This window comes from Shinella sp., from assembly GCF_049651085.1.
Taxonomy (GTDB): Bacteria; Pseudomonadota; Alphaproteobacteria; order Rhizobiales; family Rhizobiaceae; genus Shinella.
The window spans coordinates 25,843-50,511 of record NZ_JBASBL010000027.1 but is presented as its reverse complement, the minus strand read 5'-3'; the positions used below and the strand labels follow the sequence as shown (position 1 = coordinate 50,511).

Annotated in this window: 24 protein-coding genes; 8 read left to right on the top strand and 16 right to left on the bottom strand. The window is 61.1% G+C overall.

Features of this window, described 5'->3' with window-relative positions; translation table 11 throughout:
* Window positions 1–10: 10 nt before the first annotated feature.
* The 4 genes from WA950_RS17620 to WA950_RS17605 all read right to left on the bottom strand — a co-directional run bounded on the left by WA950_RS17620 (window position 11) and on the right by WA950_RS17605 (window position 4,172).
* Window positions 11–1,312, bottom strand: coding sequence for an aspartate aminotransferase family protein (locus tag WA950_RS17620; protein WP_424553024.1), 1,302 nt, complete (start codon window positions 1,310–1,312; stop codon window positions 11–13).
* A gap of 146 nt (window positions 1,313–1,458) precedes the next feature.
* Window positions 1,459–1,842: a RidA family protein gene (locus WA950_RS17615; RefSeq protein ID WP_424553023.1), complete on the bottom strand. Its 384-nt coding sequence runs from the start codon at window positions 1,840–1,842 to the stop codon at window positions 1,459–1,461.
* A gap of 54 nt (window positions 1,843–1,896) precedes the next feature.
* Window positions 1,897–3,381, bottom strand: coding sequence for a M81 family metallopeptidase (locus WA950_RS17610; protein WP_424553022.1), 1,485 nt, complete (start codon window positions 3,379–3,381; stop codon window positions 1,897–1,899).
* Complete coding sequence (locus tag WA950_RS17605) at window positions 3,378–4,172, bottom strand: IclR family transcriptional regulator (RefSeq protein ID WP_424553021.1); 795 nt, start codon at window positions 4,170–4,172, stop codon at window positions 3,378–3,380. Before WA950_RS17605 ends, WA950_RS17610 begins: the two co-directional genes overlap by 4 nt.
* Window positions 4,173–4,551: 379 nt before the next feature.
* On the opposite strand from WA950_RS17605, the gene WA950_RS17600 reads away from it, so the two are divergent.
* A complete protein-coding gene (locus tag WA950_RS17600) occupies window positions 4,552–5,847 on the top strand; it encodes an amino acid aldolase (protein ID WP_424553020.1) in 1,296 nt (431 codons plus the stop codon).
* A gap of 52 nt (window positions 5,848–5,899) precedes the next feature.
* Window positions 5,900–6,691 (top strand): IclR family transcriptional regulator, encoded by a 792-nt coding sequence (locus tag WA950_RS17595; protein WP_424553019.1) that lies wholly within the window; start codon window positions 5,900–5,902, stop codon window positions 6,689–6,691.
* An 8-nt stretch (window positions 6,692–6,699) separates the two neighbouring features.
* On the opposite strand, the gene WA950_RS17590 is transcribed toward WA950_RS17595, so the two are convergent.
* From WA950_RS17590 to WA950_RS17550, 9 genes are all read right to left on the bottom strand, one after another.
* Window positions 6,700–7,203 carry a hypothetical protein gene (locus WA950_RS17590; RefSeq protein ID WP_424553018.1) on the bottom strand — a complete coding sequence of 168 codons (504 nt, stop codon included), beginning with the start codon at window positions 7,201–7,203 and terminating at the stop codon, window positions 6,700–6,702.
* Window positions 7,200–7,652, bottom strand: coding sequence for a hypothetical protein (locus WA950_RS17585; RefSeq protein ID WP_424553017.1), 453 nt, complete (start codon window positions 7,650–7,652; stop codon window positions 7,200–7,202). Before WA950_RS17585 ends, WA950_RS17590 begins: the two co-directional genes overlap by 4 nt.
* Window positions 7,649–8,782, bottom strand: coding sequence for an N-acetylglucosamine-6-phosphate deacetylase (locus WA950_RS17580; protein ID WP_424553016.1), 1,134 nt, complete (start codon window positions 8,780–8,782; stop codon window positions 7,649–7,651). Before WA950_RS17580 ends, WA950_RS17585 begins: the two co-directional genes overlap by 4 nt.
* Window positions 8,783–8,889: 107 nt before the next feature.
* Window positions 8,890–9,654 (bottom strand): SDR family NAD(P)-dependent oxidoreductase, encoded by a 765-nt coding sequence (locus WA950_RS17575; RefSeq protein ID WP_424553015.1) that lies wholly within the window; start codon window positions 9,652–9,654, stop codon window positions 8,890–8,892.
* Entirely contained in the window at window positions 9,651–10,490 is an 840-nt protein-coding gene (locus WA950_RS17570) for an ABC transporter ATP-binding protein (RefSeq protein WP_424553014.1), read from the bottom strand. Before WA950_RS17570 ends, WA950_RS17575 begins: the two co-directional genes overlap by 4 nt.
* Window positions 10,487–11,527 (bottom strand): ABC transporter ATP-binding protein, encoded by a 1,041-nt coding sequence (locus WA950_RS17565; protein WP_424553013.1) that lies wholly within the window; start codon window positions 11,525–11,527, stop codon window positions 10,487–10,489. Before WA950_RS17565 ends, WA950_RS17570 begins: the two co-directional genes overlap by 4 nt.
* Window positions 11,527–12,426, bottom strand: a complete 900-nt coding sequence (locus tag WA950_RS17560) for an ABC transporter permease (protein ID WP_424553012.1) — start codon at window positions 12,424–12,426, stop codon at window positions 11,527–11,529. Before WA950_RS17560 ends, WA950_RS17565 begins: the two co-directional genes overlap by 1 nt.
* A 10-nt stretch (window positions 12,427–12,436) precedes the next feature.
* Entirely contained in the window at window positions 12,437–13,384 is a 948-nt protein-coding gene (locus WA950_RS17555; protein WP_424553011.1) for an ABC transporter permease, read from the bottom strand.
* A gap of 103 nt (window positions 13,385–13,487) precedes the next feature.
* Entirely contained in the window at window positions 13,488–15,008 is a 1,521-nt protein-coding gene (locus tag WA950_RS17550) for an ABC transporter substrate-binding protein (protein ID WP_424553010.1), read from the bottom strand.
* Between the two features lie 547 nt (window positions 15,009–15,555).
* On the opposite strand from WA950_RS17550, the gene hutW reads away from it, so the two are divergent.
* The 6 genes from hutW (at window position 15,556) to WA950_RS17520 (ending at window position 21,320) form a co-directional block, all read left to right on the top strand.
* Window positions 15,556–16,908 carry a heme anaerobic degradation radical SAM methyltransferase ChuW/HutW gene (gene hutW / locus WA950_RS17545; RefSeq protein WP_424553009.1) on the top strand — a complete coding sequence of 451 codons (1,353 nt, stop codon included), beginning with the start codon at window positions 15,556–15,558 and terminating at the stop codon, window positions 16,906–16,908.
* 30 nt (window positions 16,909–16,938) lie between these two features.
* Window positions 16,939–17,472, top strand: coding sequence for a heme utilization cystosolic carrier protein HutX (hutX, locus tag WA950_RS17540; RefSeq protein WP_424553008.1), 534 nt, complete (start codon window positions 16,939–16,941; stop codon window positions 17,470–17,472).
* Window positions 17,465–18,244: an SDR family oxidoreductase gene (locus WA950_RS17535; protein WP_424553007.1), complete on the top strand. Its 780-nt coding sequence runs from the start codon at window positions 17,465–17,467 to the stop codon at window positions 18,242–18,244. Before hutX ends, WA950_RS17535 begins: the two co-directional genes overlap by 8 nt.
* Window positions 18,189–18,530, top strand: a complete 342-nt coding sequence (locus WA950_RS17530; protein WP_424553006.1) for a hypothetical protein — start codon at window positions 18,189–18,191, stop codon at window positions 18,528–18,530. Before WA950_RS17535 ends, WA950_RS17530 begins: the two co-directional genes overlap by 56 nt.
* A gap of 46 nt (window positions 18,531–18,576) precedes the next feature.
* Window positions 18,577–20,721: a TonB-dependent receptor gene (locus tag WA950_RS17525; RefSeq protein ID WP_424553005.1), complete on the top strand. Its 2,145-nt coding sequence runs from the start codon at window positions 18,577–18,579 to the stop codon at window positions 20,719–20,721.
* Window positions 20,722–20,858: 137 nt separating this feature from the next.
* Window positions 20,859–21,320, top strand: coding sequence for a hemerythrin domain-containing protein (locus WA950_RS17520; RefSeq protein ID WP_424553004.1), 462 nt, complete (start codon window positions 20,859–20,861; stop codon window positions 21,318–21,320).
* Between the two features lie 138 nt (window positions 21,321–21,458).
* On the opposite strand, the gene WA950_RS17515 is transcribed toward WA950_RS17520, so the two are convergent.
* The 3 genes from WA950_RS17515 to lsrK form a co-directional block, all read right to left on the bottom strand.
* On the bottom strand, window positions 21,459–22,652 hold the full coding sequence (locus WA950_RS17515) for a cytochrome P450 (RefSeq protein WP_424553003.1): 1,194 nt from the start codon (window positions 22,650–22,652) through the stop codon (window positions 21,459–21,461).
* Between the two features lie 108 nt (window positions 22,653–22,760).
* The gene (locus WA950_RS17510) at window positions 22,761–23,066 is read right to left on the bottom strand and encodes an antibiotic biosynthesis monooxygenase (RefSeq protein ID WP_424553002.1); all 306 of its coding nucleotides are present in this window, start codon (window positions 23,064–23,066) and stop codon (window positions 22,761–22,763) included.
* A gap of 38 nt (window positions 23,067–23,104) precedes the next feature.
* Complete coding sequence (gene lsrK, locus WA950_RS17505; RefSeq protein WP_424553001.1) at window positions 23,105–24,667, bottom strand: autoinducer-2 kinase; 1,563 nt, start codon at window positions 24,665–24,667, stop codon at window positions 23,105–23,107.
* Between the last annotated feature and the right edge of the window lie 2 nt (window positions 24,668–24,669).

Here is a 24,669-nt window from a genome sequence, read left to right as displayed (position 1 = left end):
GCCTGCGCGCTTAGAGCCGGCCCTTGGCCTTCAGCGCACGCACCGCGTCGCGCATCACATCCAGCGTTTCGGCCAGCAAGGCATCGTTGTGCTCACTGGAGAGGAACCAGGCCCCGCGCTCAAGCGGGCGCACGCCGCGCTGGATTAAAGCCGTGGTCAGCGCGACATAGGCCGGCTTGTCGATCTGCAGCAGGTCACGGTAGCTGCGCGCCGGCGCCTCAAGCCCGAGCGCAACATGGAAGACCTGACCAAATCCGTTGACCTGAGCGGTGATGCCCTCGCTGGCAAAGATCTCGCGGAATCCTTCCATGAGGATCTCTCCGGCGCGGCCGATCTTGGCATAAAGCGCAGGTGTCAGGGATTTCAGCGTGGCAACGGTGGCAGCCATTGCCACCGGCTGGGCATTGTAGGTGCCACCATGCAAGACGCCGCCCGAGCTGAACAGGCCCATCAGATCGGCGCGCCCCGCAAGAGCGGCCACCGGGAAACCATTTGCGATCGCCTTGCCGAAGGTGGAAAGGTCCGGAGTGACCCCGAACAGCTCCTGCGCGCCACCTGCCCCAAGCCGGAAGCCGGTAATCACCTCATCGAAGATCAGGATGGTGCCATGGCGATCGCAAGCTGCGCGCACGCCTTCCAGATAGCCTTCAGCCGGCTGGATTGCCCCCTGATTGCACATCGCAGCTTCCATGATCACGGCGGCGACGTCATTGGCCTTCAGATATGCCTCGAGGATCTCGAGATTGTTCCAGGGCAATACAGTCAGGGTTTCCGAAGTTTCCGGCAGTTGCCCCTTCGATCCGCCAACGAGCAGCGGCGCGTCCGCGGGGCCGACCACATCGGCGCCGGGGGCGGTGGACCACAACACATTGTCGAACCAGCCATGGTAGTGGCCTTCGAACTTGATCACCTTGCGGCGGCCAGTGGCGGCGCGGGCAAGGCGCAGGGCCGCCTGGTCAACCTCCGAACCCGAGGAGCCGAAGCGGACCTGCTCGGCCGAAGGCACCATTTCGCAGACCAGCCGCGCCGCCTCGGCTTCGACATCGGTCTGACCGGCAAAAAGAATGCCGCGCTCCAGCTGGGCTGTGACGGCATCAACGACGGCCTGCGGCCGGTGCCCCAGGATCATCGGGCCCATGCCGAGGTAGTAGTCGATCAGCCGGTTGCCGTCGATGTCATGAAGGCAGGCGCCCTCACCGCGGTCGAAAACCAGCGGCGTGGGGGCAATGCCCAACCTGAAGCTGCTGTTGACGCCGCCCGGGATCCAGCGCGAATTCTGCTCAATTGCTTGGGCAGACTTGCTGAAATCCATCAGGCGGTCAGAGGGTGCGGCAATCGGTGCTGTTATGGAAGAAGGGGACAATGTGAACTCCTTGGTTGTTGGAGTTACAGTTGCCCTAGGCGCCATTTGTGTAAATCAGTCGCTGTTCCATGTCGCGAAAGAATTGCCGCCCATCGTCACCTAGCCGGTTTGGCAACCGCAATACATTCGATTTCATAGCGCAATTGCACTGGCAGGCAGTTGGTGATTGTGGTGCGCGCCGGATAGGGGTTTGGAAAATATTCCGGGTATATCTTGTTGAAGAGCTGAACTTCTTCGGCATCACGCACATAGTTGCGGGTCTGGACCACATGCGCCAGATCGCTGCCCGCAGCCTCCAGCACCCTGCGCAGGTTCTCGATCGAGCGGCGCATTTCCCCCTCGAATGTATCCGAGACGATCTTGCCGGTCTCATCGACCGATGCTTGGCCGGAAACGAAGATCAAATCGCCCACCTTGGTATAGGGGCTGAAGGGTAGATGCGAACGCGGCATGGCCGAAGCATCGGGATATTCGATCATTGGGATCTCCTGGTTGGATGGTCTCGGGGAGTGAGAATGGGCGGCGGCACGCGATCAGCTGACCGGATAGACAGGGCGGCGCAGCCTGCGATAGGGCAGGCTGGCCAGATCCGAGGTGCAAGGCCCCGGCGTCGTCACCGTGAAGCTGCGCCGCGCGATCGGATCATAGGCGCGCCGATGCGCCACCGCCGCCTTGATGCCGATGACCGAGAGGTCTTCGGGGATGATGCCTTGCGAGCGGAACTGGCCAAGATCGAAGGGAGGTGTTTTGCGGCTGTTCAGCAGGATGCGGATGCCCTGATGCTCGACCACGGCTGAGGGGCCCATGTCGATATGGATGCCCTGCATGCCGGCCAGATGGCTCTGGCAATCCTCAAGCGTGAAGCGGCCATCGCTGCGCGAGAGAAATCGGACTTCAAGCTGAAGCGGGCCGGGGTCAAGGCGGCTGCCCTTGCCGCCGATTGAAAGGTGACGGATCTCACCCGGGGCGGCATCGGCCAAGGCGGCCACCGCAGCCGGATCGGCGATCGCCACAGCCGCATTGGCCAGCCCATGGCGTAGAAAGCCACGCAGCACCGAAGTGCCATCGCCCGGCGCGCCGCCACCGATATTATCGGCTGGCTCGACAATCAGGTTCGGGCCCTGCGGGTCTTGTTTAACCTGCTCCAAAGCTTCATCAAGCAGCCATTCATCAGGCAGACCTGCATCCCGCAATGCAAGTGCCAGCGCCTCCAGCCGGTCAAGCGCCTGCTGTGCCGCCGCCTCGGGGCCGGTGGTCGCCACGGTCACAGCGACCCCGGCATGGAATATATCGGCAAAGGAATAGCCGGCGATGATATTCACACACCAGAAATCGGGGTTCTCTGCCTCCAGCGCGCGAGCCATCGCCTCCAGATCGCGCATCGGCCGGTCGGCGGTGGCTGTCCCGGTCGGCGGCCAGATCACCGCAATATTGCGCACAAAGCAGCGCGGCAGCACGGGCGCCTTCAGCGCGCGGGCCAGCAGATCCGCCGAGCGGACGGCGGATTCGAATGTGTCGGTATGCGGGTTCTCGCGATAGCCGACCAAGCAGTTGGAATGGGCGGCCATCAGCGGCGTGAAACAGGCGTGCAGATCGAAAACGCCAAATACCGGCAAATACTCAGCCCCCGGCACGCTGCGGATCAGTGCCAGCAGCACGCCTTCGGGATCTTCGCATTGGGTGGTGACCATGGCGCCATGAAGCGCCAGCCAGATACCATCAAGTCCTCCATCGGCCAGAGCCGCGCGCAATCCGGCCTCGAACTCGATGCAGAAGCTAGTAAAAACCGCATGATCGGTTGTGCCCGAAGGTAAGGCGCAGAAATCGCAAACCGGCACCAGCTCCCATTTCTCCCGCTCGGCCACCGAAAGGAAACCGTCGATGTTCGATCCGTCACCACGATGGCCGAGGATCTCGGCCCCGCGCAGCAGGGTGAAATCGGCAAGCTGGGTGACTTCCTCCACGAAAGTATGGGTTTCATGGTAAAGCGCGGCGAGAAGGATGCGTTTGGAAGTCATTGGGCTTGGCCGGAAGTTGGAGTGGAACGCGGAAGATCTTCAGTCAATTTGGCCAGACTCGTGACAAGCAGCTGGCCAAGCCGTTCGATGGTTTCGGTGTCGAAGCGGCTTGAGGGGCCGGCGATGCTTACCGAGGCGATGGCTTCGCCTTCATGGTTGAAGATCGGTGCGGCGACACAGGCGCTGCCGGGCTCGTTCTCTTCGAATTCGACGATCCAGCCACGCATGCGGCATTGCGCAAGCAGGCGCTCCAGCTCCTCCGGCTTGGTCAATGTGGCAGGGGTGGCGGCCGGCAACGGGCCAGAGGAATAGAGCATGCGGCGGAAGGCTTCGGATTGATGGGCCAGAAGTGCCCGGCCGCATGCTGTGGAATGATAAGGCGCGCGGGTGCCGGAATATGAGGTGACCCGCAGCGCTTGACTGCCCTCGAAACTGTCGATGATCAGCGTATCGGCCGGCCTCGGCACGGCAAGGTTCAGCGTCTCGCGTGTGGTGGCGCAAAGCCGCAGTAGATGCGGCCTGGCGATAGCGGCAATGTCGATCCGCCGCTCCACCGCCTTGCCATAGATCAGATGCTGCAAGCCAAGCCGGTATTCCCCGCCCGCAACATTGCGCTCGGCCAGCCCGACATCGACCAATGCGCCGACCAAATTGAAGGCACTGGTCTTCGCTAGGCCGGTGCAACTGCTGAGTTGCTTGAGGCTGACCCATTCGCCGCCCGCCATAGCATCAAGCAGATCCTTGGCGCGGGCAATCGATTGGATGCGGGCCTTGCTTGTCGGGGTCGTCATGTCTCTTCGCGCCGCCTGTTCCTGTATTGCGTGATGGGTCCCATTTGCATCTGTCCGCCAGTGGCCCCGACATGCAGGAGATGACATGCCGCATGACCTATATTCCATAATGTAGAACGATATTGACGGATCAGTCGATGCGGTCAAAAATAGGGAAGCATCAGGATATTGCAACATTTTATTGGATAAAATGCGGTTTTCTCTGAAATTCCTTTGACAGCCAAACCCCAAGCTATCTTGAAATGCAGAAAGAATGAAGCTACCGTTCCATAAAGTGGAATAACAAGGGTCGGATCACCGGCCCAACCCAGACGTCGGCCGGCTTGGGCTCCGTTGCAGCAGTGACAACCACCCCGACCGCCTGGCAGGAGAAGCTTTGATGATCGCGCGACTTGATGCAGAAAAACTGGCGGCACTCAAAGTTCCGCCGCTGACCAAGGGGATGCCCTTCGACGTCCCCGAGCTCCGCCTTGACGAGATTGGCGCGCAGGGCTGGAACCTGCTTGCGGGTGACCTGCCCCTGCCCATCGCCGTCGTCCGCGAACAGGTCTTACACGCGAATTCGGCATGGATGAGCCAGTTCACCGGCCTCAACGGCCTGGTCATCGCCCCCCATGGCAAGACCACGATGTCTCCACAGCTTTTCGACCTGCAGATTGCCGACGGAGCCTGGGCGATTACGGTCGCCACGGTACAGCAGCTACAGGTTTGCATCACCTTCGGGCTGCGAAGGGTCCTGCTCGCCAACCAGCTGATCGGGCGGGCTGAAATCGACTTCTGCCTTCGGGCATTGCAGGATCCCGGGCTTGAGATCTACTGCCTGCTCGACAGCGCCGCCGGGCTGGCCGCGCTGGCCGAAGGCGCAAAACGGTTGCCGCCACCGACAGGGAACCCGCTGAGAATTCTGATCGAGGTCGGCTTTGCCGGTGGCCGCGCCGGCAGCCGAAGCCGTGACGATGCGCTGGCGCTGGCACGGGCGGTCGCCGGAACCCCAGGCCTGGAACTGGCCGGTTTCGAATGTTTTGAGGGCCTGCTGCCGACCGTGGATGCAGCGCAGGGCCTGATCGACGATGTGACTGCCCTGGCGCAGGCGGCAATGAACGAAAATCTCTACAACCAGAGACGGCCGGTGGTGATCACGGCCGGCGGCACCGCCTTCTTTGACCGCGTGGGCGAGCGCTTCAACGCCGTCGCCTTTGACTGCCCCGTGATCAAGGTGCTGCGCTCGGGTTGCTATCTGACACATGATTCCACCGTTTACGCACAGGCTTTCGAAGCGATCCTTGCCCGAACCGCGCTTAACCTGCCGCCGGGAGGGTTGAAGCCCGCACTCGAGGTCTGGGCCCATGTGCAGTCGCGCCCCGAACCAGGCCGAGCCATCCTTGCCATGGGCAAGCGCGATGCCGGCTTCGATGCCGGATTGCCGGTGCCTTTGCACTGGTACCGGCCGGACGCCGGTCAGGAGGCCCCCCTCTCCATCCCGGCCGAGCACCGGCTGGTGGCGATGAACGACCAGCATGCCCATATGGAGCTGCCCGAGACCAGCCCGCTGGCACCGGGCGACATGGTCGGCTTCGGCATCGGCCACCCCTGCACCACATTCGACAAGTGGCAGCTCCTGATGCTGGTGGATGAAAGCTATGCCGTGACCGGCGCGCTGAAGACCTTTTTCTGAAACGTTTCCATTGGCCCGTGCGGGGTCATGATGCAAGAAAATGGAGAGGCTCATGGCAAGACTCGACGGCGACTATATCGTGCAGCCCGTGGCCAAAGCGCTGGATGTGCTGGACTACATCGTGCGACATGGCCATATGGTTTCGTTGAGCGAGATCGTTAATGCGCTGCGGTTGCCCAAAACCACGGTATTTCGCTATCTGCAGACGTTGGCGGCCACAGGTTTTGTCGCCCATGACATCTATCGTGACCGTTATGGGACCGGGCCCCGCCTGCGAGAGCTGGCGCAGATCGACCAGACCTTGAATTGCCTGCGTGAAAGCGCGCTGCCCGAGATGCGCTTTCTGGTCGAAACGTTTAACGAGACAGTCAATCTGGGGGTCCTGTCCGACCGGCAGGTGGTTTATATCGACATGATCGAGCCGGGCCGCCCGCTGCGGGCTCAGGCACGGATCGGGCATCGCAATCCGCTGCATTCCACCTCGCTTGGCAAGGCCATCCTTGCCCATCTTCCGGAATCCGAAGCCCTGTTCCCGAGCGACAATGAATTGCCGCAACGGACCATCAACACGGTGACCGATATACGCAAGCTGAATCGCCAGACTGCGGATGTGCGCCGTCGTGGCTATGCGATCGAGCGCGGCGAAAATGAGGATGGGCTGATGTGTATCGGTGTACCGATCCTTGACGCCTCGGGCTATCCCCGGGCCGCGATCAGCCTGTCGGCGCCCGAGCGGCGGATGTCCTCGCTCTTGACCGACAATGCCGCCGATGCGCTGAAAGGCGCGGCCTGGAGAATTGCCGCCCGTCTCGATCAGCGCGAACCCTCAGCGGTAAGGGGCTGAGCTCCGGCTCAATCTTGGTTACGTTCGGCCAGCTTGTGTCCGGGCCAGCCCATCAGCAATTGCGTATCGGCTTCGGCGGCTCGGGCCTTGGCGGCATCCTTGTAGATCTGCAGCGTGCAGCGCGGCTCGGTGCGGCTGATCACGTCATAGACCATGTGATAGCCGGATTTGTCCATGATCGGCCCGATCCATCCGGCACAATGGTCGCAGTAGCGATGAGCGGGAGTTGCATCATTGTCCAGAATCTTGCTCAGGCTGGGGCAAAGGTTCATCCTCAGTTCGATCCGGTCCGCGTTGCGATCGATATCCATATCGCAATTTTCTTCGACCTTGATCATGTTCCAATAGGCTTCCATTCCCTCCAGACCCTCAGTCTGGATCAGGTTCAGGATGTGTTTTTCATGGTTCTTCGAGGTCACCAGGAAAAAGGACTCCAGCGCGGCATCCCCCTTGGCGTCAAGGAATTTGAGGATCTCGTTGTAAAATCTGCCGAAATGGTCCGAAGGGATCATGGCACCCGCCGCTTCAGCACCTGGCGGCAACTGCCCGGCCCGGTGATCACTGTTTCAAGGGAGAAGGGTGAGCCGGCAGCCATGGCCCGGTTGGTGCTGATGGTCTGGTCGCAAAAATGCGGCGAGGGAGAGCCCACCAGCTTTGCGACATGGTGCCAGGCGGTGCAACGCAGCACCGTCAGCACAATCTCGTCCTGGCCGATCTCGATGTCGTAATCGCATTGCTCGCGGTCGAAGAAATGCCGCCAATGCGCCACCAGCTGGGCGCTGTCTCCACGCTCAAGATCCTCACGGATCGCGCGGTAGACATCATGGCCGACTTTGCGGAAAATCTCTTCCAGAGCCTCGGCGCCATAGGTCTTCAGCACATAGTCGATGGTGGTATTGTTGGCGCCATGGAAGTCGAGATGAAGTTCGCCCTCCTCGGCATAGCGCAGTCGCGTGGTCATGCCTCGATGCTCCAGACTTCGCGGCCGCCGACCCATGTGGCGTTGGGGGTCAGGCTGGCCCGGTCGAGCAGCGTGAAATCGGCCAGCTTTCCAGGCTCCAGACTGCCCAGATCCGTTTCCATGCCCAGAAGACGGGCGGGCACCAGACTTGCCGCATGGGCGGCGCGCACCAGTGGCTGACCGGAATAGGCCAAATAGTTACGGACCGCTTCATCCGAGGTGAGGCAGGATCCGCAAAGCCCCCCGCTGTCCTCCTCTCGCACGGCCCGGCCGGGCATGCTGGTCACCCGATATCCGGGAAAAAACTCGAATGTCGCGCCGGCAGTGCCGGTGAATTTCATGGCATCGGTTTCGAGGAAAAGGCGGTTCTCGGGCAGTTGCCCCAGCAACCGCACCAGTTGCGGATCGACATGGATGCCATCGCAGATCAGGCCAAGTGCAAGGCCCGGCTCAGCCAGAAGGGCATCGCTGAGCGAGACGACATGCACGCCCATATCGCCCGGCGGATAGGTCGGCATCACATTGAACATATGTGTGACGGCATCTATCCCCCAGCCGACATAACGCGGAATATCCTTGGGACGGGCGCGCGAATGCCCCAAATGCACCGAGATGCCTTCGGCCTTCAGCCGGCGGATGAAACCCTCGGCACCAGGCATTTCCGGTGCCACCGTCACTGTCTTCAGGCGGCCCTCTGCGGCGGCGATCATCCGGTCCGCCAGCCCGACCGAGGGAAGCTGTATATTTTCCGGGTTGTGGGCCCCGGGCGAGCCGAAGACAGGGCCTTCGGAATGCAGTCCAAGCGCGCGGGCGCCGCCGGTGCCACCGGCTTTGGCAATCTGATCCGCCAGCCGGCAAAGGGTCGGCTCCAAGGCCTTCGGTGGCAGGCAAGAGATCGAGGGCATAAAACCAGTCACGCCATTGCGCAGCAGCAGCCGACCATTGTCCGCCACCGCTCCCGCTTCCGCATCGTTGTAAAGATGCGCGCCGTAGCCGTGCTGCAAAAGATCGATCATGCCGGGAAACAGGATCGCACCGCCACCGTCCAGCACCCGCCAGAAACTGCTACTGACAGCGTCAGCGCCGCTGCCAGCCGGCACGATCGCAGCGATGCGCTCGCCGTCGATCAATAGATCGGCGGTTTCCTCTGCCCGGGGCGTTACCACCGTGACATTGGTCCAACGGGTTTTCATGGATCGACTCTCCGGTCTTTGGGATACAGGCTTTCGAATCCGGCTCAGGCCTGCGGATCCCAGCTCATCTGCTGGGCAAGGATGCCGCCATCGATGTACAGCATCTGCCCCGTGATATAGCGCGCCCCTTCCGAGGCTAGGAACACCGCCGCCGCGCCGATATCTTCGGGCTGACCGATGCGGCCCAGCGGGATCTGGCGCTGCAAGGTGTTCACAACGCCCGGCTGGGTCAGACCTTTGGCAGTCAGTGGGGTGTGGATGATGCCCGGACCGATGCCGTTGACACGGATACCCTGCCCGGCCAGCGTCACCGCCAGCGAGCGAATCATCATAAGCACTGCGCCTTTCGAACTGTCATAGATCACGCTGTTCAGCTCGGCCGCCTTCGAATTGGTCGAACCGATGCAAACGATGCTGGCCCCCGGCTGACCGGCCGGCACCATCCTGGCAAAGGCCTGCGATGCAAAGAGATAGCCGCGCACATTCAGCGCCATGGTGCGCTCGAACGCCTCTTCCTCCACCTCGGTGAAGGGGACATCGAAATAGCCGCCGGCATTGTTGATCAGGGTATCAAGCCGACCAAAGCGGTCATGGGCCGCCTCGATGAAGCCGCGCGCGCCAGCCACCGTCGCAAGGTCGGCTTGAATGAAGACGCATTCGCCCAGTTCGGAAAGCCCTGCGGCAGCACCGCCGTCATCGGCTAGGTGCGCATTGATCACGACCCGCGCACCGGCGCGCAAAAAGCTTTCGGCAATGGCATAGCCGATACCGGTGGTCGATCCGGTGATGGCGACAACAGGACCACTCATGTCAGCGCCACCCCCGCCAGGCCGGCTTCGACGGTCAGCACCGCCCCCACCAGGTTGCGCGTGGCTTCCGCCTGCGGATTTCTGAACAGATCCATCGGCTTGCCCGCCTCCACGATACGCCCAGCCGACATGACATAGACCTTGCTCGTGGTATAGGCCACCACCGAAAGGTCATGCGCAATGAAGACCAGCGACAGGCCGAGATCGCGCACCAGATCCTTCAGCAGGTTCAGAACCTGGGCCTGGATCGACACGTCCAGCGCCGAGACCGGCTCGTCGGCGATCAGGACCCGCGGACTGGACATCAGGGCGCGGGCGATGGCAATGCGCTGCAACTGCCCGCCCGAGAATTCATGTGGGTAACGTTCAAGCGCTGCCTTCTGCAGGCCGACCTGATCCAGCACTTCATGCACCCGGGCCAGATGGTTACCCTCGATACCAAGGCTCCTGAGCGGCTCAAGTAGCGAATGGCCCACCCGCATGCGCGGATCGAAAGAAGAGCGCGGGTTTTGCATCACCATCTGCACCGAGCGGCGGAACCGGCGGTGATGGGCGTGCCCCGCGCGACGGACATCCTGCCCGTCATAGAACACACCGCCCTCGCCCGGGGCTTCAACCCCGGTGAGCATCCGTGTCAGGGTGGTCTTGCCCGATCCCGATTCACCGACCAGCCCGACCGCCTGTCCGGGCTGGACAGAAAATTCGATCCCGTCGAGAACCCGTAATTTGGGGCGTGGTCCAAAAAGGCTCTGCCGCGCAAGCCGATAGGTCTGGCTCACATTGCGCAGTTCAAGAATGCCGCACGCCGCGGCGGTGGCGGGAACAAGCTCGGTCATTGCGTCGTCAGGTCCTGCGCGGGGGAAATGGGGTTCCAGCAGGCGGCACGGATCGTGCCGCCGCCGAGTTCGGGCATCAGAGAGCGGCATTTTTCGGTGGCGGCGGCGCAGCGCGGATGGAAGGCACAGCCCGGCGGCATGCTTCCAAGCGGCGGCACGACACCCGGAATCGAGCTGAGCCGAGACGAGCCGTCCAGCGCAATATTGTCCAGCGTCGGCTGGCTGTCGATCAGACCGCGGGTATAGTGATGGCGTGGATTGCGGAACACCTCAGCCACCGGTCCGCATTCGACGATGCGTCCAGCATACATCACCGCTACAGTATCGCACATGGCCGCGATGATCGGCAGGTCGTGGGTGATCATCAGCAGTGCCGAGCCGCGCTCCTGCACTGCCGTGCTCAACAGGCCCAGGACCTGCTTTTGCACCGTCACATCCAAGGCCGTGGTCGGTTCATCGGCGATGATCAATTGCGGATAGCAGGCCAGCGCCATGGCGATCATGATGCGCTGCCGCTGCCCGCCCGAAATCTCGTGCGGATAGGCGCGGGCGATCTGGTCGGGACGCGGCAGATTTATCTTCGTGATCAAATCGATGGCCTGGCGCTCTACCTCCCGGCGCGAGGCGCCGGTATGGCGGCGGATTACCCAGCTGATCTGATCGCCGACCCGACGCACCGGATTGAGCGAACTCAGCGGATCCTGGAACACCATCGAAAGGGTGCGGCCTCGCCGTTTCGACAGCGCCCGGTCGCTTTGGGTCAGAAGATCGACGCCGTCATGCAGAACGCGTCCGCTGACGTTCCAGCCGACCGGCAGCAAGCCCATCAGCGCCATCGCGGTCATCGATTTCCCGGAACCGCTTTCACCAACCAGTCCCATGCGCTGACCGGCGGCAATGGTGAAACTGAGGTCGCGCACCGCACTGATCGACCCGTTGGAGACGACCAGGTTCTCGACCTGGATCGCATTGCCCGATCGGACCGGGATAGCACCCGGATCGGCTGCGGTGGGCTCTGTCCTTTGTGCAATGCTCATCATGCATTCCTCCGCTTCAGCTTCGGATCAAGGATGTCGCGCAGCCCGTCTCCGGTCAGATTCAGCCCGAAAACCACCAGCATGATCACAAGTCCGGGCCAGAGCGCGAGCGGCGACGAGATGCCAACGCTTTGCTGCGCCTCATTGAGCATCATCCCCCAGGAAACGGACGGACGGGTCACCCCCACGCCCAGATAGGACAGTCCGGCCTCGGCCAGAATGCCGGCAGCAAAGTATAGGGTGAACTGCACGATCATCACGCCGGATATGTTGGGGATCACATGCCGCGCCAAGATGAAGAAGCGTCCGCGACCATAGAGTCTTGATGCAGTGATGAAATCCTCCTGCAAAACGGAGATTGCTGCGGCGCGGATGATGCGGGCAAAGGAAGGGATGAAATAGGCCGACAGACCGACGATTGTGGTTACAACCCCCGAACCCATCGTGGCGGCCAGCACCAGAACCGTCACCATGCCGGGGATGGCGATCATGATGTCCATGCTGCGCGAGACGATCTCGTCGGTGACCCGTCCATAGGCCGCCGCGGCGATACCAAGTAGGGTACCGACAACCAGCGAAAGCGTGGCCCCGCCGGCCCCGACCACGATCGAGGTGCGGGCACCAGCCAGCAACTGCGAGACCACATCGCGGCCAAGCGCATCGGTTCCAAGCCAATGCCCTGTCGAGAACGGCGGCGTCAGCCGCATCGTCATATTGGGGATGTTGGGATTGTGCGGCAACCAGATGAAGGCAAGGAGCGCCAGAGCCAGAAACCCGGTCGTCAGGATGATGCCAACCACCAGCGAGATGTTCAGCGGCAACCGGCGTCGCCGGAATATTGCGGGGCGCTGGGGCACTGCGACGGGCGCAACAGTGGAATCGGGGGCGGTTTTGGTCATCTGACCCTCTTTACACTGCATGGCGGACCCGGGGGTCGAGCAGGCCATAAAGCATGTCGACGATGAAATTTACGAAGATCACGAAAACGATGACCATCATCACCGTCGACTGGACCACGATCACCTCGCGGGCGGCTACATTGGTGACGATCAGCCGGCCGATGCCGGGCAGCGAGAAGACCATTTCAATCACCACCGCCCCGCCGATCAGCTCGGCGACCTGCAGGCCAACGACAGTGACGATGGGCAGCGCCGCATTGCGCAGTCCCACCTGCAACAGCGCCTCGCTTCGGGTCATTCCGAAAGCGCGGGCAGTACGTACATAGTCATGATTCATCACGTCCAGTACGGCCGAGCGCACAAAGCGGATCAGGCCCGCGGACAGGATCAGCCCAAGTGCCAGAACCGGCAGCACCATCGAGCGCAAGGCGCCAATCCAGTCATCTGACCATGCGACCCACCCACCCGTCGGCAGCCAGCCCAGCTTGACCCCGAACAGAACCGACAACAGCATCCCGGCCCAGAACACCGGCACCGCAATGCCGATCTGACTAATCAGCGTCAACAGCGTGCCAAACGGTGTACCGACATCCCGCGCCGCATAGGTGCCCATCGGAATAGCAATCAGCAAGGCCAGAAGCAGTCCGCCCAAGGCCAGCGGAACCGAAACCGCCAGCCGGTCAAGCACCATGTCCAGCACCGGTTCCTTGGTCAGGAAGGACTTGCCAAAATCGCCTTGGAACAGACCGCCGATCCAATCGAAATACTGAGTCCGCAGCGGCCGGTCGAAACCGAACTCGGCCATCAAGGCCTCCGTCGCCTCAAGGGTGGCATTCTTGCCCAGGATAACCGAGGCGACATTGCCCCCTGCCGCACGGATCAGCAGGAAGATCAGGATCGAAGCCAGAAGGACCGCCAGGACGAAGAAGATAAATTTGCGTAGCGCATAGAATGCCATAAGGGCGCGGGACTCCACAGATTGTCGGCGCTAGGGCCATCCACCAAAGCGGGGACCACCGATCCTCTCGGTGGCCCCCAAAGGTCGGGAAGCGGCGGCGGCTTTACCAGCTCAGCTTGGAAAGCTCTACCGCGACATGGACACGCGGGGGGGTAAAGCCCTTCAGCGTCGGGTCAAGCAGCGCGAAGCCCTGCTGGTCAAGAAGCGGCACAATGACTGCGTCATCGCGCAGGATCGCGGTAGCTTCCTTCATCTTGGCCAGATACTCCGCATCATCCAAGGCGGAATCCGCTGCCACCAGGGCCTCGGAATAGGGCTGGCTGCAATAGGTCGACCAACCGGCCTTGTCGGCGGCATCACAGGACCATTGTGCCGGATCATCCGGTCCTTGCATCACGGTGATGTCGAATTGTGGCGGCCGCCCCTGGAAAATCGTCTGGCTATAACGCGCCAGGTCCATGGTGTTGCGGGTAATGTCGAAACCGGCAGCCTGCAGGCTGGGAATCGCCAGATCGGCAAACCAGGACATCGAGTTCAGCACCGCAAATTCCAGCTTCTGGTCGCTGAAATGCTGTGCACCCGCCATTGCCGCGTCGAAATCGAGCCCATAGGGGCAGCTCTCGGCGCTTTCGGGTTCATACCACAGACGGTTGGGCATGGCGAAGGTGCAGGTGGTTTCCACACCCGCGCTGTCACCGAAAGCCGCCTTATAGGCTGCGCGGTCAACGGTTTTTGCCATGGCCTTGCGCAGTTCGGGATCAAGCTTCTGGTTCAGGACCAGATAGGTCGGCTCGCCCATCTGGGAATAGGGAGCAAGCGTGAATTTTTCCTGCAGCCCACGCATCCCAACCTGTTCAAGCAGTTCGGAGGTTGCCGCCGGCATGCCAGACGCCTCGCCCGCATCCAACGCGTTCAAAATGGTGGTGGCATCGGAAACGATACGTACGGTCACCGCCTCGATTGCGGGCTTGCCGGCCCAGTAGTCGGGGTTCGCAACCAGCTCAATGCTGGAGTTGGACGTGTAGGACTTCATCACGTAGGGGCCGGTGCCGATCGGATTGGTCGCCCGGGTTTCGGCCCCGTGTTCGGGCTGGATCAACCCGGTCACACCGCCCATGCCGCGCCAGAACGACTGGCTTGGTCGCGACAGCGTCACGCGGACGGTCGACTCATCCACCTTCTCGATACCGCTGACGGCGGCATAGGTCCCCGCATAGACCGAGATCGGTGACGTCTTCATCGCATTCAGCGAATAGATCACATCCTCGACCCTGACCGGCGTGCCGTCAGAGAAGTTGACCTTGCGGATCTTGAATTCATAGGTCAGCCGGTCGTCGCTGATGCTCCAGGATTCCGCGACGCCGGGCTGCGCCTGGCCTGCTTCGTCGAAATAAACCAGCGGCTCGACGATATTCGTCGGCACCCAGAGCAGCATCGAGGTCAGGATGCTGCTGACATAATCGAACGAACCCGGATCCTGCTTCGCGATTAGTACCAGCTTTTTATCGGCCTCGCCGGCGAATGCAGCATCAGCAAAGCTGTGTGCAAAACCGAATGTCGAAACCATCATGATCGCGGCGGCGGCGCAACTGACGCTGCCGGAGAGTTTGCCTTTCAGCTGCATGGATTGCTTGTCCTCCCAGTTGCCTTATGTGTTGCACCGAGTTTTATCCCGTTGCTGGAGCCAAATGCCCAATTTTTATATGTATTTCTAGTCGTATGCTTGGCTTATCACCCGGCGCCACAAGACCAGATCAACATCGCTCAAGCCTGACTGCACTCTCGCACAAACAAAAGCGGGCAGCGTTTCGCTGCATGGAAAAATGCGCGGCCAGGAGCAGGGCGTGGAGCCTCAAGCTGAGCGCAGCGGGGACAAATAGTTGAAGGTTTCCGCTGCAAAACGCCTGATTGCGTTTTACCGGCGACGACTAGGATGGGGGCACTCCATAGCCGGCTCATGCATGTATGTCCCTGTTTATGCAAGTTTTTCTTTGAGCGGTTTGAACGTGTGATTGGGTGCGGTCATGTATCAGGCCTTTGAACAACGTGACATCGCCAAAACATGAGGAATTTTCTCCAGTAATTTGATCTAGAGCAAAGCACTCAAGTTTTATTCTCTGTATGGTCCGCCATCGAAACGTCAGGAAAGCAGGGCGGGGGCCAGAGGGTTGATGACAGGCGGGGAGCTATCGCAGCATTTTGCCAACGGCAATGGCTTGATTCCGCTGCGGGATGCATTTTCCCGCCGCAGTGCGGTGATGCCGTTCAGAGGCAAGCAGCGACTTCCATCCGACAGTTTCCAATCCGCATGGCAAGAGCTCCTGTCATCTCCCTGCCCTCCGCGCAAACGGCTCGCCTACATCCACGTCCCCTTCTGTGCCAACCACTGCCTGTTCTGCGGCTTCTATCGCAATGCTTACGTTCCCGACGCAGGGGCGGATTACACCGACCTTGTCGTGGAGGAGATCCAGCACGACGCTCGGTCTCCTGCGCTGCGCAGCAATCCCATCCAAGCGGTCTATCTCGGCGGCGGAACACCGACTGCACTGAGTGCCACCGAGCTTTCTCGCATCATCACGACGGTCAGAGCCGAGCTTCCGCTTGCCGCCGATTGCGAAATCACCGTCGAGGGTCGCATCATCCACTTTGATGCGGAAAAGATCGATGCATGCCTGGAAGCCGGCGCGAACCGGTTTTCAATCGGCGTCCAGAGCTTCGACACAACGGTTCGCCGCAGGCAGGGCCGTCGTGCCAGCCGCGAGGAGGCCATTCGCTTTCTCGAAGACCTGCGGGACCGCGACCGCGCCGCCCTAGTGATCGATCTTATCTATGGGCTTCCAGGCCAGACACCGGAAATCTGGCAGCAGGATCTCCATACGGCGGCCGGTATCGGGCCGGACGGGATTGACCTCTACGGGCTGAACCTCATTCCCGGCACCCCGCTTTCGGCGGCCATTGCAGCGGGCAAATTCCCCTCCACTCCCGCCCTTGCGGAAATAGGCGGCTTCTATGATGCCGGCGCGGATTTCTTCCGGCGCAGGAACTGGCGGCAGATCAGCAACAACCATTGGGGCCGCACCACGCGGGAACGAAACCTCTACAATCTCCTCATCAAGGAGGGGGCGGATTGCATCGCCTTTGGCTCCGGTGCGGGCGGCTCCATCGGAGAGGTCAGCTACGGGCTCACCAGCGATCTGGCGCAGTATCGGGAAGACCTGCGCGCCGATCGCAAACCCCTCGGAATGGTCACGACGTCCGACGCCTTGCAGCCCTTGCGCAACCTCGTCACGGCGAGCTTCGAGATCGGCCGTTTCGACCTGGCTCGCCTTGGTGCACTTGCCGGCGGCGAAACTGTCGCCTCTCTCACAGAGCTTCTCCGTCAATGGGAAGGAGCTGGCCTCCTGTCCCTCAACGACAACCTTGTCGATCTCACCGTCGCAGGCCGGTTCTGGTACGCGAACCTGATCTCCGCCTTCCACGACATTCTCGAAAACCGGCTGCATTCCGCGGTGAATGCCGCCTGAGTGAAATCATTTCCAGAAGGAGCCTCCGTCATGCAGGACATGAGCCACGCGAAAAAAATCGAACAGATCAGGCAGGCCATTGCCGAGAAACCCGACGGCATTCTTGAGGCTCTCGCAACACAGTTTGCGGTCCCCGTCCAGACGGTGATCGAATGCGTACCCGGCAATCGCGTGGCGCGCATCGATGGCAGCCGCTTCGTCGATGTACTGACCGATATCGCCACGTGGGGCGACATCACTTTCATCGTCCATACCAAGGATGCCGTCGTTGAGTTCTGCGGGCCGATGCCGACCGGCAGGATCGGCCACGGCATGTACAACCTTCAGGGCGGCAAGATCGGCCTTTCCGGCCATCTGCGCCCGGAAAACTGCAAGTCCATCTTTCTTGTCCGTCGCCCCTTCATGGGCGTGGAAACGATGTCGGTGCAGTTCTTCAACGCCGAGGGCGAGACTATCTTCAGGATCTATGTCGGGCGCGACGAGGCGCGAAATCTGAAGGCCGACCAGATCGAACGCTTCAACCGGCTGGAAACGCTGTTCGTGGAAACCGCCGGTGATGCCTGACATTCGCCCCCTCCTGATTTTCGGTGCAAGCCGGGGTGTCGGACTGGAACTCGTGCGGCTGGAATGCGCTGCGGGAAGGCATGTCATCGCCCCGGTCCGCCCACAATCGGATGCCACGGCGCTGGAAGACACCGGAGCGGTCATCCTGCGCGGCGACGCCCTCTCGCGAGACGACGTCACGAGCGTCCTGGCGCGGATCATCGGGGACTTCGATCTTGTGTCGACGCTCGGCGGTCAAGCCGATGACGGACGCCGGGCCGATGACGAAGGCAACATCAACGTCATCGAGGCGGCCATGGCAACGGGACGAACAAGGCGTTTCCTGCTTGTAACGTCCATCGGCTGCGGGGAGATGGCGCCCTTCCGCTCGGCACGTGCGATTGCGGCATTCGGCGCTGCGGTGGACGCCAAGACCCGGGCAGAAGAGCGGCTGAAATCCAGCGGTCTCGACTGGACGATCCTGAGGCCCGGCGGCCTCGTTTCCGAGCCTGCGACCCGGCGTGGCATCCTCATACAGGACCCGGAAATGCACGGCTTCATCCATCGGGCGGACGTAGCGCAGCTCGCATTCCGCGCACTGCGTGATCCGGCAACTATCGGTCGCGCCTTCGCCGTGGTGGATGCGCAGCGGATGAACAGCGTCAACACCATCCCCCCTTTCCTCTGGCACAACAGGGCCTTCCGGCATGAATACCGGCATAGTCATGATCATTCTTATGTTGCTACCGGGTGGAGATTTCTCCTCGAGCTTCGTCAACACGGACACGCTTGAGGAATGCGAGCAGCGCCTCGGGCGCATACGCCCGATCCTCGAGAGCGGCAAGGTAGAGCTGAAGCAAGCCGGCTGCTTCCAGAGCACTGCAGAATTCGACGACTTCGATCACGACCCGCCGGCAGGCGCGCCACGCCACACCTATCTCGTCGACCTGAAGGATGGCTTGGCAACGGTGCGCAAGTTGCAAACCGCCGGTGAATGCCGCGCAGCACTGGAAGAGGCGGAAAGGCAGACAAGTTACTGCGCCACGTCGACCCAGGACATGACCGAAGGCGGCAACTGACCGCATGAAGAGGCGCCGGCAAAGCGCCCAGGATGGAGACAGTTTCATGAGAGGGATTTCAATGATCAGGGATTGGCGGCATCCGCTGGCGGTGATGCTTCTTTCCGCATCGCCGATGGCGCTTCACCCGGCGCTGGCGCAGGAGAAGGGCGGAACCTGGCTTGACACGGTCACCGTCGTCGGCACGCGCACGGAACTTGCCGTGCGGGACAACCCGCGCTCTGTCGCCGTGATCACCAGGGAAGATATCGAGAAACGCTCCGCCGACAGCATCGCGGAACTGCTACGGGATGTCCCCGGCGTCGATGTGGCCGATGAATCGGTTGCCGGTATGAAACGCCTGCGTATCCGCGGGGAAAGCTCGCGCCGCGTGACTATCCTCGTGGATGGTCAGGAAATCACCGATCACAGCACCTATGGCACACCGCTCCTGGTCGATCCCGCAACGGTCGAGCGGATCGAGGTCGTCAAGGGGCCATCGTCCGTCCTCTACGGGGCGAAGGCCATCGGCGGTGTCGTGAACATCATCACCCGGAAAGGCGCCGACAAGCCTATCCAGCTTGAAGCCGGTGGCAGCTATCACTCGGGCTCCGCCGGCTGGCAAAGCTGGGCCGCAGTTTCGGGCAGCAAGGACGGTTTCGACTATCGCCTTTCCGCGACAACGGACCGGCATGGCGACAGGCGCGTATCCAAGGGGCAGTATTCCGCGACAGGCAGGCTGGACGATACCTCGTTCAACAACAAGAACCTCTATGCGCATCTCGGCTATCGCTTCGGCGAGAGCGACAACCATTATCTCGCGTTGAAATACGAGCAGCATTTCCTCGAAAGCGAGGGATGGCCGGGGCCGCCGGGTTCGCTTGCCGGCGTAGACCGGTTCAAGATCAACCTACCGCAGCGGGACCGCCGCAAGATTGGCGTCTACTACGACGGCGAAAACATCAGCGATATCGTGCAGAAAATTCACGTCGATCTCTACTACCAGACCATCGACCGGCTTTTTGAAAACCAGGTGCGCACGGCCGCAGGCCCGGGTCGGACGATCGACGTGACGTCCACCTCGGACGACCGTATCACCGACTATGGCATGAATGCCCAGGTAGACCTTGACCTGTGGGACGGTCATCAGACAATCGTCGGAGCACAATACCTTTCGGACAGCCTGTTGACCGGCAAGACTTCCAGGACGACAAGGACCGGTTTCGCACCCTTCCCCGTCACGACGAATTCCTCATCGCGCGACAAGGCGCACATCGATACCTACTCCCTGTATGCGCAGGACGAATGGAGCCTGACGGACGGCCTGAAACTGATCTCCGGTCTTCGATTGAACCACACGCGTACCGCACTAGACGAGACGACCGTCGCTTCGCGCGCAGGCTTCCAGGGAGCGGACGATACGCGCCTTCTCTCCTCGCTTGGTCTCACTTGGGAGCCGACAGACAGCCTCGTGCTGCGTGCGAGCTATTCGGAAGGCTACATTTCCCCTACCCTGCTCCAGCTTTTCAGCTCTACTACCGCCGGCGGCCAGGGCACCACCTATGGCAATCCGGAGCTGGCCTCGGAACTGGCGCGCAATTTCGAGATCGGCGGCCGATACGAGGACGCTGGCCTCGCACTGGATGTCGCAGCCTTCTACACGAGGGCAAGAGACTACATCACGACCACACGCTGCGTGGCTGTGACCGCCTATTGCCAGACAACGGGAACGCCAGGTTCACCCTCCTCGCTGTATTTCAACGCCGACAGCGCAACGACATTCGGGATGGAATTCCTTGCAGAGTATGAGTTGGCTGCAGGGTTTTCGCCCTACATTGGCGGAAGTTGGATTCGCCGCGAATTACAGCACGCGACCTATTCTACCTTCAACAGCGATACGCCTGCCCTGTCGGGGCGGATCGGTATCAAATATGAAGGAGAACTAGGGGACACACCGATCTGGGCCGATCTTTCCCTGCGCGGTTCAACCGGCAGCAAGCAGACCTATCTCAACGGCACAGATCTTGTGACGGAACGATTGCCCGGCTGGGGTACCTTAAACTTCGCCTTCGGCGGCAGTTACGGGGAAAATGACCGCCTTACATTCTCTGTCAATCTCAACAATATCCTTGACAAGCAATACCGTTCCACCTTTGGGGAACTTCCGGGCGTAAGGCGAAGCATAGAGATAAGTGCGCGCGTGAAGTTCTGAAGCGGACGTGGAAGAACCACGCAGATATCTTTGAGCGGGCACAACGAGAAGGCATACAAATCGCGCGATGATATCGGCGTGGCGCGGTATCCCCCTTGCCATAGCGCGTTTCGCGTTTCCTGGGACAAGAGGAAAAAATGGACACTACCACACTTTCCGCCTCAGATATCCGCGAGCTAGAGGTACTCCATCAGGACCTGCTCGACCAATGCCTGCAGTTGGAAGAAGTGGCGGGCGAACCGGGTATGATTGGAGAACTGCAGGAAATTACTGACGCAATTCTCCCTCTTCTGGCTGCGCTGCACGACCGTGAAGAGCGTTTGCTTTTTCCCGATTTCGACCGTCATGCAGGCTCCTGTTTTGCCGCTACGATGATCGAGCGCCTGAAAGCGGAGCACCGATGTGATCGGCTGGCCGCAGAAGAGCTGTCCTTGACGTTGAAGGCGGTTGCCGATGATCGATGCGCACTCTCCCATGAAGCGGTTACCCGAATGATCGTTGGCTTCCAGGAAGCGCTTAGGCGCCACGTTTTCTCCGAAAAGATCGTTCTGGAGGCCTTGCTTTCCGCCAAAGCCGAAACGCGTACCGTATTTTCCTGAGAGATCACCAGATTCCTTGCTGTCGTTGGACCAAGCTTCCGTCGACAAGGACCGGCGCAGCAAACGAGCGCCGACCCAAACTTTATATTGGCATGGCATATGGCCGCCAATGAGCGTGACCGCAGCCGGCAGTCGGATTTAACCCGGAGCAAGAAAGAGCGAAGAGAACCCGCTTGCGGGATAAACCGCACGGACAGGCTTGGATCCGGAAAACAGCGCAAAGGGCTCGAGACCATCGAGCAGTTCGTCCAGCACGACACGCAATTGCATCCTTGCCAGTTGCGCTCCCGGGCAGACATGGATGCCCGCGCCATACAATAGACTCTGGGATTGGTCACGCTCCAGGTTAAACCGCTTTGCATCGGCGAAAGCCGCATCGTCGCGGTTTGCCGAGGCCCATATCACCGTTATTCGATCCCCCGCCTCGAACATCCGCCCGCCCATCGCCACCTTGCGCGTGACGACGCGCCGATTGGAGATCAACGGCCCGTCCAGCCGCAAGATTTCTTCGATTGCCTGCGGGCGCAGGCTCCGGTCTCGTCGAAGTCGGTCCTGGACATCACGGTGTTCGGCGAGGAAGTGCAGGATAATACCGACACAGGCGGCGATGGTCCCGAGTTCACCCACTGTCCAGTTGCGCAGGATGCTGACGATCCTCGAATGGTCCAGCCGATGCCCCTCGACCCTCTGGCGAAGCAGACATGTGGTGAGATCGTCGCTGGCGTCGACGCCTGCCCGTTCACGCAGCTCAAGCTGCGACCGGATATGGCCGTCAAACTCGAGAGCAACGGCTGCCATCGCTTGCGTATTGCGGGCGAGTGTTGCCTCGCGGTTTCTGTAAACCCATTGCAGCAAGGGGATATGCAGCGTCCGGGGCCAGCCGAGAAAACCGCATTGGATACGTACGGCATATGGCTCGGCAAAATCCCCGATGACGTCACAGGATGGGTTCCTGCGAAGATCGCTCACGAGCTCGCTCGCAATTCGCCGAAAGACCGGTTCGAACGCCGCGACACGCTCCGGGGCGAAGTAGGGCTCGATCATGTTGCGATAGAGCGTGTGGTCCGGCGGGTCCATTCCGTTGGGCACCGAGGGGTGACGGGAGACGATATTGCTGAAGGTTTCGTGATCACCCAGAACCTGCAGAACATCTCCATGACGGAAGAGAGACCACCCGAGATAGTCGCTATGAGCGACAGGACAGGCTTTGCGCATCCGGTCATATGCGCCGATCTGATCAGCCAAGACCTCCGGGCTGCGCGGGTCCCAGTCAATGGGGTTCCCGCCCAGGATTTGATCTGATCCTGAATTCTCCGAAGCGTTCCGTTCCATAAGCACCTCCTGCGTCCACTACTAAAGCGCAGGAGATGCACAATCGTTCTTTGTTTCTCAGCAAAGAGCTTTTGGAGAGGCGTCGCAGACCCGCTGAAGCGGGAAAAATCAGTTCCCCAGAAAATCCGCCATCTCGGCATTGTAGAACGTCTTGGTACGCGGGCCGGCAAGTATCGGATCGATACGGCGCACACATTCCTGATAGTGCGGGGTCTTGCGATGTTCGTCGAGCGCTGCCGAAGACTTGAAGACTTCGTAGATCGTGAAGCTGTGGTCGTCTTCCGGATTGCGTAGCACATCGAAGCGCAGGTTGCCCGGCTCCTGTCGTGTACCTTCATAGTTGATGCGGAATGCCTCCAGAAATTCGGCGGCATGGCCCTGCTTGACGCTGATGCTGACCATTTGGATGAGCATGTCTTGATCCCTGCTGTGTTAAATCTCGGATGAAAAGGTTAGAGGCCCGGCGCTTTCCACATCGCCGTGGTGACGCCCTCATCGACGAGCTGGCGTTGCAGCGCATAGGCCCGCGCCCAGCGTTCCCCGGCTTCGTCGTAAATCGCCTTGTGTTCGAAATCCGGCTCGAAACGCTTGTCCCAACGCACCCAGCCTTCCGCTGCCTCGACGAAGTCACGGCGAAGGCCGATGCCGATCGCGGCCGCGGCGGCGCAACCGAGCGCGGTTGCTTCCTTGACGACGGGCGTAACGACCGGAAGGCCGGTGGCGCTCGACAGGATCTGCGACCAGTGGGCCGACTTCGATGCGCCGGCGGCAAATACGATCTTGTCCGGTGTCTTGCCGGAAAGCTTGAAGATGGCCGAAAGGTTACGAGCCGCGACGATGGCTGCATTTTCCTGCAGCGCGCGGAAGATCGCGGCCTTGCCGGATTTTTCCGGGTCGATGGAAAGGTTCAGCAACGACGGTGCGGCGTGATACCAGTTGCCGTAGTGCATGACGTCGGAAAACACCGGTATGATGCCGTGGGCGCCAACGGGCACGCCGGCCGCCTTTTCCTCGAGGAGGCGATAGGCATCGCCACCCGGCCCGGCCGCTGCCACTTCTTCTGCGCCAAAACTGTCGCGGAACCAGCGCATGACGATACCGACGAAGAAACTGATCGCCTCGGCCTGGTTGAGACCGGTGACGACATGCGGGTTGATGCGCAGATCCATCGAGGGGTCGGAAACGGATGGACCGACATTCACCACCTGCTGCCAGAAGGTACCGCCGAGCACGGCGCAGTCGCCTTCGTTGACGACGCCGATAGCCGCAGCGCCGCTCTGGCAGTCGCCACCGCCCATCACGACAGGAGTGCCAGCGGCAAGACCCGTCTCATCCGCGGCCTTTTCTGTGACGCGGCCGATGACGGTGCCTGGCTCGACGCTCTCAGGAAAGATATCGTCGCGCATGCCGGCCCTGCCCATCGCCTCCGGCAGCCAGTCGCGTTTCAAGAGGCTGTAGAGGCCGGTCGTGCCAGCATTGGAAGGCTCGCTGGCGATAACACCGGAAAGGCGCGCCAGAACCCAGTCGGAAAGCATGCTGATCCTGTCGATGCGGGCATAGACTTCAGGCAGATTGCGCTTCAACCAGAGAAGGCGCGGCAGGGCGCCGAGCGCGAAGGTCTGGCCGCTTTGCGCATAGAGATCACGTTCAAGTTCGGGAAAATCCCGTTTCAGGTCACGCACCTCGCTGACTGCGCGGCTGTCGACATTGGCGCAGGCCCAGATTTCCCGGCCGGCACGATCATAGGCGACGATGGCCTCGCGCATGCTGGTGGCGCTGACGGCGCGAATGTCGGCGGCGCTGATGCCGGCCTCGGATATCGCCTGCCGGATGGCGCGTGCGAGCAGCGACCAGTTACCCTCCACATCGAAATCCATGGAGCCGGGAAACCGCGGATCGGCCTTGTGCCACCATTCGTGCTGGGCGCTGGCGATCTGGTTGCCGTTCTCATCGAAGATGACGGCGCGGCCGCTGCCGGTGCCGGCATCGACGGCCAGCAGGTAGGAAGTCGTCATGG